The organism is Sphingobacterium sp. KH_072, assembly GCF_057837975.1.
Genome location: NZ_CM174457.1, coordinates 1,401,079 through 1,414,473, shown reverse-complemented (window position 1 = coordinate 1,414,473; position 13,395 = coordinate 1,401,079). Strand labels below are relative to the sequence as shown.

At 40.7% G+C, this 13,395-nt stretch carries 13 protein-coding genes; 6 read left to right on the top strand and 7 right to left on the bottom strand.

Annotated elements, in window-relative coordinates; all coding sequences use genetic code 11:
* Positions 1–4 precede the first annotated feature (4 nt).
* Entirely contained in the window at positions 5–832 is an 828-nt protein-coding gene (locus AC3IRT_RS06560; RefSeq protein WP_489395604.1) for an alpha/beta fold hydrolase, read from the top strand.
* Positions 833–949: 117 nt separating this feature from the next.
* Here AC3IRT_RS06560 and AC3IRT_RS06555 read toward each other — a convergent pair whose 3' ends face one another.
* The 4 genes from AC3IRT_RS06555 to AC3IRT_RS06540 all read right to left on the bottom strand — a co-directional run bounded on the left by AC3IRT_RS06555 (position 950) and on the right by AC3IRT_RS06540 (position 7,617).
* On the bottom strand, positions 950–2,506 hold the full coding sequence (locus tag AC3IRT_RS06555) for an alpha-N-arabinofuranosidase (RefSeq protein ID WP_489395603.1): 1,557 nt from the start codon (positions 2,504–2,506) through the stop codon (positions 950–952).
* Positions 2,507–3,823: 1,317 nt separating this feature from the next.
* Positions 3,824–4,195 (bottom strand): response regulator, encoded by a 372-nt coding sequence (locus AC3IRT_RS06550; RefSeq protein ID WP_489395602.1) that lies wholly within the window; start codon positions 4,193–4,195, stop codon positions 3,824–3,826.
* A 131-nt stretch (positions 4,196–4,326) separates the two neighbouring features.
* Positions 4,327–5,340, bottom strand: coding sequence for a histidine kinase dimerization/phospho-acceptor domain-containing protein (locus AC3IRT_RS06545; RefSeq protein WP_489395601.1), 1,014 nt, complete (start codon positions 5,338–5,340; stop codon positions 4,327–4,329).
* An 18-nt stretch (positions 5,341–5,358) separates the two neighbouring features.
* Positions 5,359–7,617 (bottom strand): mechanosensitive ion channel domain-containing protein, encoded by a 2,259-nt coding sequence (locus AC3IRT_RS06540; protein WP_489395600.1) that lies wholly within the window; start codon positions 7,615–7,617, stop codon positions 5,359–5,361.
* 157 nt (positions 7,618–7,774) lie between these two features.
* Here AC3IRT_RS06540 and AC3IRT_RS06535 point away from each other — a divergent pair, with 157 nt between their 5' ends.
* From AC3IRT_RS06535 to AC3IRT_RS06515, 5 genes are all read left to right on the top strand, one after another.
* The gene (locus tag AC3IRT_RS06535) at positions 7,775–7,990 is read left to right on the top strand and encodes a hypothetical protein (RefSeq protein ID WP_489395599.1); all 216 of its coding nucleotides are present in this window, start codon (positions 7,775–7,777) and stop codon (positions 7,988–7,990) included.
* A gap of 16 nt (positions 7,991–8,006) precedes the next feature.
* On the top strand, positions 8,007–8,750 hold the full coding sequence (locus tag AC3IRT_RS06530) for a nucleotidyltransferase (RefSeq protein WP_489395598.1): 744 nt from the start codon (positions 8,007–8,009) through the stop codon (positions 8,748–8,750).
* A 6-nt stretch (positions 8,751–8,756) separates the two neighbouring features.
* Entirely contained in the window at positions 8,757–9,497 is a 741-nt protein-coding gene (locus AC3IRT_RS06525; RefSeq protein WP_489395597.1) for a metallophosphoesterase family protein, read from the top strand.
* 120 nt (positions 9,498–9,617) lie between these two features.
* On the top strand, positions 9,618–9,839 hold the full coding sequence (locus AC3IRT_RS06520) for a DUF1896 family protein (protein ID WP_489395596.1): 222 nt from the start codon (positions 9,618–9,620) through the stop codon (positions 9,837–9,839).
* A gap of 47 nt (positions 9,840–9,886) precedes the next feature.
* Complete coding sequence (locus AC3IRT_RS06515) at positions 9,887–11,422, top strand: PAS domain-containing sensor histidine kinase (protein WP_489395595.1); 1,536 nt, start codon at positions 9,887–9,889, stop codon at positions 11,420–11,422.
* A gap of 41 nt (positions 11,423–11,463) precedes the next feature.
* On the opposite strand, the gene AC3IRT_RS06510 is transcribed toward AC3IRT_RS06515, so the two are convergent.
* The 3 genes from AC3IRT_RS06510 to AC3IRT_RS06500 are packed head-to-tail and all read right to left on the bottom strand — an operon-like array spanning position 11,464 to position 13,372.
* Positions 11,464–12,222, bottom strand: a complete 759-nt coding sequence (locus AC3IRT_RS06510; protein WP_489396110.1) for a DUF3810 family protein — start codon at positions 12,220–12,222, stop codon at positions 11,464–11,466.
* A 23-nt stretch (positions 12,223–12,245) separates the two neighbouring features.
* Positions 12,246–13,097, bottom strand: a complete 852-nt coding sequence (locus tag AC3IRT_RS06505) for an IS3 family transposase (protein ID WP_489393126.1) — start codon at positions 13,095–13,097, stop codon at positions 12,246–12,248.
* Complete coding sequence (locus AC3IRT_RS06500) at positions 13,094–13,372, bottom strand: transposase (RefSeq protein WP_489393125.1); 279 nt, start codon at positions 13,370–13,372, stop codon at positions 13,094–13,096. Before AC3IRT_RS06500 ends, AC3IRT_RS06505 begins: the two co-directional genes overlap by 4 nt.
* Positions 13,373–13,395 lie beyond the last annotated feature (23 nt).

Below are 13,395 nucleotides of genomic sequence, written 5' to 3'. Positions count from 1 at the left end.
TGATATGGCAAAAATAACAAACAATCAAAACGGACAATCGGTAGATATTCATTATCAAGATTTAGGATCTGGGAAACCAGTCGTTTTAATCCACGGCTGGCCTTTAAGCCACACATCATGGAATAACCAAATTTCAGCATTAGTGGATGCAGGTCATCGTGTTATTGCATATGATCGTCGGGGTTTCGGTGATTCTACCAAAGGCAATAGCTATGACTATGATAGTTTGAGTTCGGATCTCCATGCTCTGCTGGAGGAATTGGATTTGAACGATGTGAGCTTAGTAGGCTTCTCTATGGGCGGTGGCGAAGTCATTCGCTACGTGACCAACTACGGCACAAGCAGAGTTTCTAAACTAGCTTTGGTAGCTTCTATTATTCCAGTAGTAAAGCAAAAGGATGATAATCCAGATGGTGTACCACAGGAAGATTTAGACGATATCTTAGCCAATTTGAAAGAAGATCGTATAGCGTTTTTGAAAGAGTTTCATCAGCAGTTTTACAACGTAGACAAAGACCCTGATGCAGTACCCGAATCTCAGCTGGATGCTGATCTGGCGGTATCTTCTGCAGCGGATGCGAATGCAACCATCGAGGCTGCTAAGGCTTGGATGGATACCGATTTCAGACCTGAGACACAAAAGATTTCGCTACCGACTTTGATAATCCATGGCAAGGCAGACAGTACCGTGCCGATCGCTACTTCGGCTGAACAAGCCGCTAAGCTAATCTCAGGAAGTGAATTGAAAGTCTATGAGAATGCACCGCACGGACTGAATATCACCCATGCCGAGAAATTAAACAAAGATTTGATTCAATTCTTAGGATCGTAGTCCGTATCTATAAATAGTACACTTAAACAAATAGAGCCGAGATACTATATCTCGGCTCTATTTGTATTTTACAAGGAAGAAAGACGTGTTCGTATAAATACCAATCTAACTGAAGCTTTAATCCAAAGTTAGAACCACCACAGAAAATGGCGGCAATTCTACTGATAATTGATTTCCTTTTTGAGCAAATCCTTGGAATGCTTCCGGTTGGATTGCCGCTGGTTTTTCAAACGTATTATGATCGTTGAGCGAAGCAGATTTCAAGATTCTTCCCGAAAGATTTTTCGCGGATTTACCAAGATTTAGATCCACCTGTTGTGATTTTTTCGCATCAATATTGACGATACTAACATGGGTTTTCCCATCTTTGCCCACCGAGGCAGAAACATGTACAGCAGGCAATGTTTCTCCCTCGAAAGTATATAGTGCACTCTCCACCGTCAGCGGGATAAGCTGTGCATCCTGATGCACCTTGTACATTTCCATTACATGATAAGTGGGTGTCAAGATCATCTGCTCATCTTTAGTAAGGATTACCGCTTGCAGCACATTGATCGTCTGTGCTAGATTGGCCATGCGCACGCGCTCTGCATGATTGTTAAATACATTGAGCGTTAGTCCAGCAATCATGGCATCACGCATCGTATTCTGCTGATACAAGAAACCCGGATTGGTATCTTCTTCTACTTCGTACCAGCCTCCCCATTCATCCACCACTAAGGCAATGCGTTTTTTTGGATCGTATTTGTCCATGATGGCAGAGTGTTTGCGCACCAATTCATCCATCTTCCAAGCAGATTGCATGGTTTTAAAATATTGCGTATCCGAATATCCTGTTGCAGGCCCTTTGCTATTCCACTCGACATTGGCGTAGTGATGCAAAGCTAATCCCTCGACCAAATTGTGTTTGATATTTTTCATGAGCGTTTCTGTCCACTCATAATCGTCTACATTAGCTCCTGAGGCAACCCGAAATAACCCACCTGTATTTGTCCAGTCAGACATGAAAGTGGCATATTTGCGGTACACATCCGAGTAATAAGCCGCTGTCATGTTGCCACCGCAACCCCAAGCTTCATTTCCTACACCCCAAAATTTAACTTTCCAAGGTTCTTCACGACCATTTTTACGTCTCAGATCAGCCATCGGACTTTCACCTCCATGATTGGCATACTGCACCCAGTCGGCCAGTTCTTGCACTTCACCGCTACCTACATTTCCAGCCAAATAAGGCTCTGTCTCCAACAGTTCGCACATGTTTAGAAAATCGTGCGTACCAAAGCTATTATCTTCGGTAACGCCACCCCACCAGCTATTTACTATCGTTGGACGATCTGGCTTTGGGCCAATACCATCTTTCCAATGATAGGTATCTGCAAAACATCCTCCTGGCCAACGAAGATTTGGAATTTGGAGTTCTTTTAACGCGGCCACCACATCATTGCGCACGCCCGCTGTATTCGGAATGCGTTCATTATCTTCACCGACATAAAAACCGCCATACACACATCTACCCAAATGCTCGGCAAAGTGCCCATAAATGTGCTTGTTAATTGTCGTGCTGGAAGGTGCTTGCAATGTAACGGTCGTTTTCGTTTGCTGTGCAAATCCCCAATTGCCTGTGAACGCCAGCAACAAAAGAAAAAGGAATGGTCTAGAATTCGTCTTGATCATCTTTTAATAGTTTTTCGGTTTATGTGTACGATGACCTTTCTGAGTTATCGTATAGGTTGTTAGTTATATCACTCGTTTAGAGACAAGTACTATTCGCACTTGCTAGTAGATACACAAATATGCAAAAACTTCCAGTAGCGTACGATGGGTGATCTCAACCAAATAGAGGGGGTAGATTCGGCAAAAGAATTCAACGAGCACAATTAATATTTTTTGTAAGTTCTTTAAATAAATATTAAAAAAACAGATTATATAATTCCTTTTTTGATAAAAATCACCTCTAAAAAACAATTTTTTAACATTAATTGTATCGAATTAACAAACACCGGTCTAATATTTGCAAAAATGTATGTATAGGAAAAAGACTAATTATACTCACAATGGTAGTTTGTGCAATGATGTTTAGTGTTACATCGTGCTATACAATCGGCCCTAGACATGGAAGTTCGAAAGTGACTAAAAGCAAATCCAAAAAGGGTCATGCACAGGCTTCGCCAAAGAAAATAAAAGGAAAAAAAGCCTATACAGCAAGTAGCAGTGAAAATTTATTTCCGCCAAAACGCTAGAAGATTAGGTGCTATCAATCATGAAGCGCGTCCGCATCTTTTTGTCGACGCACTATCGATCTCTAAGCCCTAGCATTTTGAGGTATTCTTCTTTGATGAAGATGTCTCAGACTATTCTTCAATCCTATTTTGACATCATGCTTTTCAGATATCTCAATCTGGCAATCGTGAGCGCCGATATCACCACAAATAAAGTAAATAGGTGCAAAATTGTATCAGGCAGATCTCGAAAACTTGCCCCTCCTTGAACCATTTGAGTATAAAGCTTTATAAAAAAGGTGTCGTAGGCAAAAGATTAGAAAGCCACAGTATCGGGACATGTAACGAATGAAAAGGCAATTAATATCCTGTGATCATAAATATAGGGTAATAGCTAAAACCCGAATAACCAACAGGCTATTTTTGAAAAAGCTCCCAACTAGAGTAGCAATACTTGCAATCGTGATCAAAAATAAAGAAGACCAAATGCAGGTCTGCCAGTGAGAAGCGAAATATGGCATATCAGAAAGTTGATAAATGATTTACTTTTTGAGTGAAACCTTTGAATGCATCCGGTCAGTTTGCCACTGAAAAGCTCTATACTTTTTGGAAACAGTCCTCAAGCAGTAAATAGCCTCTCTTAGCATACATCTTATAATTAGGCAGTTTTAAACATCAGCGAGATCCAATCACTGACATATATAAATGCATTGCCGTAATATGATTTACAGACCTTCATTCCACTTCTCCGCAATGGAGTTCCATAGCCCGCTTAAGCCGCGCTAATCACTGCGTTTTCTACCGTAGTCAAAAATTCGTCAACATCGAATGGTTTGGCGATGAATGTATTTGCTCCTGCCTCATTAGCCACCTGCAAACCATCACGACTTGCAGAAATACAAATAATAAAAATATGCTTAAGTGCTTCGCTAGCACGAATTTTCTTGATTAATTGATCACCTGTTACAACGGGCATCCATAAATCTACAATTAAAATATCTGGTTTAAACTCGACCATTTTATCGTAAGCGTATACGCTATCAGTCTCAGTAATGGTGTCTACATCTTCCAATTCCAACACCATCTCCAACATATCTGTTATTCCCTTATCATCATCACAAATGAATACTTTTTTCTGTGCCATAATTATCTGCTATCTATACATTGCAGCCGCCTAATACTACACTTCTATCTTCTCAAAAATGCGGTTAACTTGTCTGTTACATTTATAGACCAATTCCCATACCAGAAAGTTTATTTTACAAAAAAATATAACTATAAAATGGGAAAATTAAATATTAGCTGCTTATTTGGCAGATCCAACACCATCTTGCTCCCTTCAATTCGCTGTATCGATTGTTCTAAAACTGTATAGCCAACAAATTGTTGACCTACCTCAGAATCGGTATATCTAAGGATATATTGCACCCCATCCGTAATCTGATTGCACGAAATTAACACCGGCATATATTGCTCACAACCAGACAATTGGCTCGCACTTTGGATCGCTAAATTGAAAATAGCATACACCGACTTTAAATCAGCAGGAATGGCCAACATACTGCTAAAATCTAGCTTGCTAGTATCCTGCCCTAGATACAATTGATTTTGTACAAAAATCTTGTGAACTATGTTCGATACATTGGTAGCGGCAGGTGTAGGCGCTTGTTTTTTGCTAATCTCTACCACATCCGTGATAAGCGTTTCGACACTTTGCAAAGCATCAATCACCATCGTCACCCATTTATTCTGTTCTTCGGGAGTCATTTGAGTACGGGATCGCATATATTGCATTCCCAATTTAGCGACCGACAGCGGATTGCGTAAATCGTGAGATAGATCGCGACTCCACTTAAGCAACTTCTCATCAGCCAGTATTTCATTTCCTTGCATCATTCCCGATTGCAAATTCAGCAGCGGATTTTCCACTTCGCGCATGGTGTGAATCATGGACTCCGTTTCGCCTGCCGAATTCACTATTGGTTGTAGATCAAAGTCAACATAAAACAGTTTTGCAGCACCATGTGCCTTTATTTCGATGGGATATGCTGTAAGACGAAATGGCCTCTCTTGATTCCAAACATCGGAAAGCAAGCTTGCAAGATATTGCTGGTCGTCTACGGTCAATAGATCTGGAAATTGTGCTGTTTCTTTTTCGGTGGTATGCCCCCATATCGCTAGCATTCCTTCGTTGATAAATCCGATATGTAATGCCGCCGAAGTATATATGGCCGTTGCGACGCTAGATTGACGCAGGGTCTCTAGCATAAGTGTTTGTTGATTACTCATTTTTATATCCTACAACGGTTATACGGATGCAATATTCACTTCCAGTGTATTTAATTCTTCTTTCATTCCTTCTAAAAACTGACTTCTAAATCGTTCAATTTGTCTCACATTCTTGACGCCTACTTGGATAGAAACTTTATAAGTGTCCGGTTGGATATCCTTCGTATAAACCTTTATCGGAATGGATTTATCTACAAACCGATCATTTTTCAAGCGGTTACGCAGTCGCTCTTTTACGTCCTCAATATTGTTACTTCCAGTAATAGATAAATCAAAATTTACCCTAATATCAGTCGAAGAAAAAGTCCAGTTGACCAAACGACCAGAGAATAAATCGGCATTGGGGATAATCACTTTCGCACCTTGGTCGGTCAATAGTACACTAGATCGGATTCCGATCTCCAGCACCTGCCCTTTTTTATCTGCCAACTCAATATAATCTCCAATTTTAAAGGGTTTTTCGAAGACCAATATTACGCCAGATACAAGGTTGTTGATGATATTTTGCAAACCGAAACCGATACCGACCGTAAGTGCACCTACAATCACCGTCAACTTATCCAGCCCTAAACCGAGAATACTGATCGCAAAGAAAAAACTCACGACAACCAAAATTAGTCGAAATAATGGAAACAAGGTCATTCGTTTCATCTGCAGCTCATCGGATGATGGATCATTTAACAGGTGTTTTAAATTCTTTTGAAACCAATTAGAACCCCATAAAACCAAGGCGGCCAATAATAGGTTGGCATAGTTAAACGTGATGCTACCTAACGACTGTTCCTTATAGAGTACACCTTGTAAAAAGTTTGCTGTGCGTGTGGTGATGTTCAAATTGTTGACTAAAACAATCGCTACAATGATCAGGGAAACCAACGAAATCAATCTATTCAGACTACTGAGCATGCGCTGTAGATCGAATCGGCGAATAAGATTTTCTTTAGAAACTTTGTTATAATGCTGATCCAAGTCTTTCAATAGCATCGTACTAAATGCACGCAAAGCAAGCGCCTGAATAAGGCCGACGCTGGCTGCAATACTGCTAATACGTGCCATATATACATAGCCGAATGCATTACTTATGATAGAGACAGTAAATCCTAGCAAGATTGCCCATTTGGCAATAGGTCGAATGTGATTTGCTGGCTCACCATCTTTAGCGGACTGCCCTATTCGCCAGGTCACTATCAGTCCAAAAACATTTAATACACCTGCTACCAAGCGAATCCACAAGGCTTCAGAAATAATAAGGTTGGCTACAATAAGCAATAGAAATACAGCAAATACCACGTGAACCGCATTCTTTTGTGCCGTTGAAAACTGACTATAATGTAAGCCATACAGAAGCAGAAAGATGATGAGATAACTCATCTGCAGTATGAAAATCGGGATTACATAGGCCGTTAATGGCAATAAGATCAGGAAGAAAATAAGTGCCTTGACCAATGGAATCCAGATCGGAAAATGCTTAAAAAGGCGCCACCGTTGATTCGTGTTTTCTTCATCTCTACCCAATCGGAATGTCCAATACAGGTATCCGAACGTGAGTAAAATCAATAAAATCCGACTGCTCCAAGCGGCGTAGTCAAAAAACTGCTCCAAAGGTTTATCACTATCCAAATTATTGCGAATGGAAGTCATCATGCGGCGTCGGGTTGGTATTTCCATCGTTGCACTATAACTAGAATCTTGCGCTAGCGTATCCGTAAGTACAGGGTCAGACAAGTGTTCGCGAATCTGTACCACATTGTCCAAAAGGCCATCCAGCCGCTGATCCAGACGTAGTAGCGAATCTTCGATACCGAGCTGCAATTCGCGCAATCCCCCAGCCACTTGCAAGCTGTCATTATTATCCGACGTGCTTTGCTTTTGTCGTTGTATCTGCAAATCCTGTCGGTATCTGCTTATCTCCCGTTTTAAGACGGTGATATCACGTACCTTATCGTTGAGAAATATGGTGGATGGCTGTATTGTCGAATCCAAAATGCCTATATTATTTCGCAACGTATCTTGATCCGCTTTAGCACTATCGATTTCCTTTGCTAAAGCAACGACTCGTCCTTGTAGTGCGCTTAATTTTAGATCAACCACGATTGATTGTTGTCCAACTGCTTGTTGTGCGGTATCTACTGTATCTGCATGCACAATATTCGTCGAGTCGGGCGCGATATTCCCATCAGATATGCCGCTATCCTGTTGCGCATAAAGCGGCAGCGCCGACCACATCAATATTCCTAAAAACCATGTATACATGGCATGGTTCGTCTTTTTCGTCATAGCTTTTTGTACAACAAATCTTGCAGAGACATGTTTGATCCTTGTTGCCCAGCTCATCTATATCACAGCAAATAAGCGGATTTATCTTACAACCATTTCTGTTTTGTGCTGTTATAATTTAAACACGGTTTTTTTAACATCTACCTAATAAAGAGTTATGAGAAAGCTAAAAACGGTTCCTATGCGCACCAAAACATATAATAGCATAAATCCTGATTATGCGATTCCAGATTACGAAGATGTGCCCGATCCAGAAGAGCGCGACCTCCCTACGCCACTGGAAGAAAATAGCCCAGGCATTAATTTACCACCGATCCCAGATCGCGGATTTCCGGGTGAAGATGAGCGCGTATTAGAAGATTTATTAGTGTAAGAAGAGGAAGGATACCATGATAGAAACAGAAAAACAGAAAATAGAATCGCAGGCATTTTACAAAGAAGCTTTGCAGCTTATGTACGATAATGACTGTCAGTTTATGTTGGGCGGCGCATTCGCTATGTTTCAATATACAGGCATATTTAGAGACACAAAGGATCTGGATATCTTTTGCAAAAGCAATGAATATCCAAAAATCCTGAAAGCTTTTGCTGAAAAAGGGTATCGCACGGAACTGACCGATGTACGTTGGTTGGCCAAGGTATTTCACGGTGACTATTTCATTGACATTATATTTGACACCGTCAATAACATTTGTACAGTGGATGATCGTTGGTACGAGCGTGCCACCGAAGGCGAATTCGCCGAGCTGCCGGTCAAATTTATTCCTGTCGAGGAATTGATTTGGTGCAAATTATATGTACAAAATCGAGAACGTAATGATAGCGCCGATGTGAATCATATTCTGCTACGCTATGGCCAACATGTCGATTGGAAGCATTTATTGTCACGATTGGATCCGCACTGGCATATCCTCTTAGCGCAACTCCTTATTTTTCAATTTGTATACCCAGCAGATTATCGTTCTATCATACCGAAGTGGCTATTTGATGAATTGATCGCGCGTGCAACGGAGCAATACGATCTTCCTGCGCCGGTCGAAAAGGTATGCCGTGGTCCGCTGATCGATCAGACACAGTACCAAGTAGATATCAAAGAATGGAATTATAAATCGTATACGATTACGACAATTTAAACAACTATGAACGCAAAACGTGCTCCTAAAAGAGTAGCCGCTATGGCGGATATACATATCAAGATGAACGATCGCGGAAAGATGAAGGCGATTTTTGAAGAAGTGTCGCACCAAGCAGATGTATTGGTCATTTGCGGTGATTTGACCGATACAGGGGATGAAGATGAAGCTTCAATTTTGGCGGAGGATCTCCGGGCACTGCAGATTCCTGTCGTTGGTGTGCTAGGCAATCATGATTATGAAAAAGGACGGCAAAAAATCATCAAACAAATCTTGACCGAACATAAAATGACCATACTTGACGGAGAATCTACAGTGTTGGCCGATGTGGGTTTTGCAGGCGTCAAAGGATTTGGTGGTGGTTTTGATCAATATATGCTATCCATTTTTGGGGAGGATATGATGAAATCCTTTGTACACGAAGTGGTCAATGAATCCTTACAGCTCGAACGTGCCCTTACCCGCTTGGATCAAGAGCATCCCGACATACCAAAGATCGCATTATTACATTATGCGCCGATCAAAGAAACCGTCGTTGGCGAACCCGAAGTATTATTCCCGTTTTTAGGGTCTTCTCGCTTGGCCGAACCAATTAATCGCGGCAATGTTGTTGCTGCATTTCACGGACATGCTCATGCCGGCACCTTGGAAGGCAAAACGAAAGAAGGGATTCCCGTCTTCAACGTTGCGTTGCCTGTCTTGCGAAAGTCAAAATTAGACACGTGCTATTACCTATTAAAAGTATAGCTACGTAAATCATTCGCTCTAAATACGTAATCATTCAAAATCAGTTGGCATAGACTTAAATAGTACATGTTTGGCCTCAAAGTTGCAATCGTTGCTCAAAAATAAGAACGATACAAACAAATGAACGATATAATTTTTAATGAGCACTATAATCGATTTGAAAAAAAATTGAAAAGATCATTGTCGGAAAAAGTGCGGGAGAAGCTCATCAATAATGACATCATTATTAAGCGCTCTAGGTGGGCAACAAATGCTTACCTAGGCGCATTAACTGCTGGTAATCCAGAAGATTATTGCGAACAAATCGCGACAACAATACTACTCGATGGCTTGGAACAATAGCTATCTGGTTGTAAACTGTTTGTGATAATCTTTAAAAAAACACCTCTATGAAAAACGAACGTGATCAATCACAAATAATCGCTCCTGATTGGAGCACTAAAGATATCAGCCCTTTATTTCATGCGGCACTTGATGCAAGTGTTGCAGGTATTATTATTACAGATAACAGCTTACCTGACAACCCTATTGTGTACTGCAACAAATCTTTTCAACGAATCAGTGGATACAGTCGAAAAGAAATTATAGGCCACAATTGTCGGTTTCTGCAGCACGACGACAGACAGCAGGATGAACGTAAACAATTGCGCAGAGCTGTGAACGAAGGAAAACATGTTAATGTCGAGATTAGAAATTATAACAAAGACCGCGAACTATTTTGGAATGAACTTTATGTTTCTCCTATAAAGGATAGTGTGGGAAATGTCACCCACTTTATTGGTGTGCAAAATGATATCACTGCACGAAAAAAGGCTGAACAAGAATTGCAGTTGGAGCGTGAGCTCATGGAGCAAAAGGTCAAAGAGCGTACGGCCAGTCTACAGTTGAGTCAAGAATATTTACAGAGTATCGTAGAGACCGTTCGCGAAAGTCTTATCGTACTGGATCCTGACTTAAAAGTGTTGACGGCGAACGAGGAGTTTATGCGCACCTTTAAAGTCAACAAATCGGAAACAATTAATAAAAAATTGTACGATTTGGGTAATGGTCAGTGGAACATCAAGGCGTTAAGAGAATTGATGGAAAACATTCTACCTACGAGTAATCCAGTGCTCGACTTCGAAGTAGAGCATAACTTTCCACATATTGGTCATAAGATCATGCTACTGAATGCACATCGTATAGAATTAGAAGGTGCTTACAAGGATCGTATCTTATTGGCAATTGAAGATATCACGGATCGGCGCGCGATCGAACTCCGCAAAGACGATTTCTTGGCGGTGGCAAGTCATGAGCTGAAAACACCCCTAACAACGGTGAAGGGCTATATACAATATGCCACACGACTATTACCTAAAGATTCAGATACTAAAATCTTAGATATCATGGACAAAGCTAATGTCCAACTGGATAGATTGAATAGGTTGATAGCGGAGCTACTGGACGTATCTAAAATACAATCTGGAAATTTAGAAGTGCATAGGGAAGTTTTTGATTTTAATAACATGGTAGAGGAAGCTGTTGAATCTATGAATAGAACAACAGATAGCCACGAAATTACGCTTTCAGGCAATATCGATGGATCCTATATGGGTGATGAAGCGCAACTTAGTCAGGTGGTGAAAAATCTTCTTGCCAATGCGGTAAAATATTCGCCCAAAGCTCGAAAAATAGAAGTTTCACTGTCGGTAATTAGCAAATACATTAAGTTTTCTGTCAGAGATTTTGGTATGGGAATTAGTCTAAACGACCAGAAGAAAATATTTGAACGCTTCTATCGCGCTCGTCACATACAGCAGCATTTCCCCGGTATGGGTATAGGTTTATACATCTGCGAACAAATTGTTGAACAACATGGTGGCACCTTGTGGGTAGATAGTGAGGTCGATAAAGGTTCTACATTTAGTTTTACATTACCTTTGTAGTATACCAAAAATAGTAGCAAACAAGTAAGCATTAGCACGTACTAAATATTATTTAGTTGCTCTATGTTATACCAAGCAATGATCAGGCGATTCATCATGCCATAACGCTGCATACCTTCAGGCTGATTATTATGTTGCAAATATTGGTTGTAAATTATTCCCGAAACATAATTTACTGGACCGCTGTAATTAGACCAAAAATCTTGTTCCGATTGCAAATCTTGTATAATCTTAGCGTCCAAACTATTAAAATAAGTTTTAAATAGTTGTGGCTGCGAATAACGCATGGCACCCAATAAGGACTGAATGGCTGAATAATGGGCGCTATAGGCATACCACGGATTAGGATGCGCTGATAGCACCTGATAAGCAATAAAATTACATTCATCTTCAAAACCGATCCCCATTTGATGCGACAGTTCGTGCGCTACGGTGAATGGAAAACTTGGCCAAGGAATTAACTCATTCACTTGCACCTCGTGTGTGAATGGATTAAAATAACCACTTACCGTGAAATAAGAAGCTAATGTGCTAGAGAAAGGTTGTTTTGCACTGATATACTTTTTACTTAGCATTGTATCGAAGGTTGTGTCTGTCGCCATCAAATGCTCCAACTGCTGCATGTTTCGCGAATTGGCAATTGCTCCTACATCTATTTGTTGTCGCAAATCATTGGCCCGACGAATCAAGCTATCCAACACTGTTTCATAATCTTGTATACTGATGTTTTCCAGATCCAATCCGTACTTAACGGCCAAAGGTTGTCGGTAATAATATAGTACTCCCTTTTTGCTGGACAGCAGTAGTTCAAACTTAAGTTTATTTACGACACTTTTTTATTATTTTGATAGAATACCTGATTTGGGGTAAAATGGTCCATAGACTGATGTCTTCTTTCCGTATTGTAAAATTCGACATACCGTTTCACACCTTGGAATAACTCCATGCCACCGTTAGGTGGGTTCAAATAAATGTATTCCTGCTTCAATGACCTCCAGAACCTTTCGATAAACACGTTGTCCAGCGCTCTTCCTTTTCCATCCATTGATATACTCACACGATTATCCTTGAGGACTTTGGTAAAGATCGGACTGGTAAATTGTGAACCCTGATCGGTATTGAATACTTCAGGAGTGCCGTGCTCTGCTATTGTTTCCAACAGCACATCCCTGCACCATTCCACCGTCATGGTATTAGAGATACTCCACCCCACAATCTTTCGACTATACACATCTATAATGGCGAACATATACATGAAGCCTCTAAACATAGGAATATAAGTGATGTCGGCCTGCCAAACTTGGCTTGGCCGCTCTATCTTTAAGCCTTTGAGTAAGTACGGGTATTTGTAATGTGTTGCATTTGCTTTACTTAGGTTCTTCTTTGGGTAAATGGTCCGAAGGCTCATTAGCCGATATAAACGCCGTACGCGCTTGGCATTTATACGATACCCTAGATCTTTGTTGAGATACGCAGTCATCCGTTCCACACCGTAAAATGGACAGTCCAGAAACTTGCGGTCAATTAGCTTCATGATGGACTGATTCAACAAGGATTCACCTTTAGGCTTGAAATAATAGAAGCTACGCTGAAGATTCAGCAGCTTACACTGCCCCACAATACTTAGCGGTTTATATCCTGGGGAAACAAGTCCGCGCCTTTCAATCATGCTCATTTCCCCAATACCTTTTTTAAGAAATCAACTTGGATCTGAAGTTCACCAATCTTGGAATAAAGTTCTTTCTCTTTAGACTCTTCTTTCTGTGTAGGTTTCTCTGAACCGAACACCGTGTCAGCTTTCTCCAGAAATTCCCGTTTCCAAGCGGTGATCTGTGTGGGATGAAGGCTGTATTTGGAAGCACGTTCCTGCATGGTACTAACTTCTTTAAGGGCTTCTAAGACTACTTTGGTCTTGAAAACCGGACTGAATTTTCTACGCTCTTTTTTCATTTTCAACTGTTAAATTATCGAAT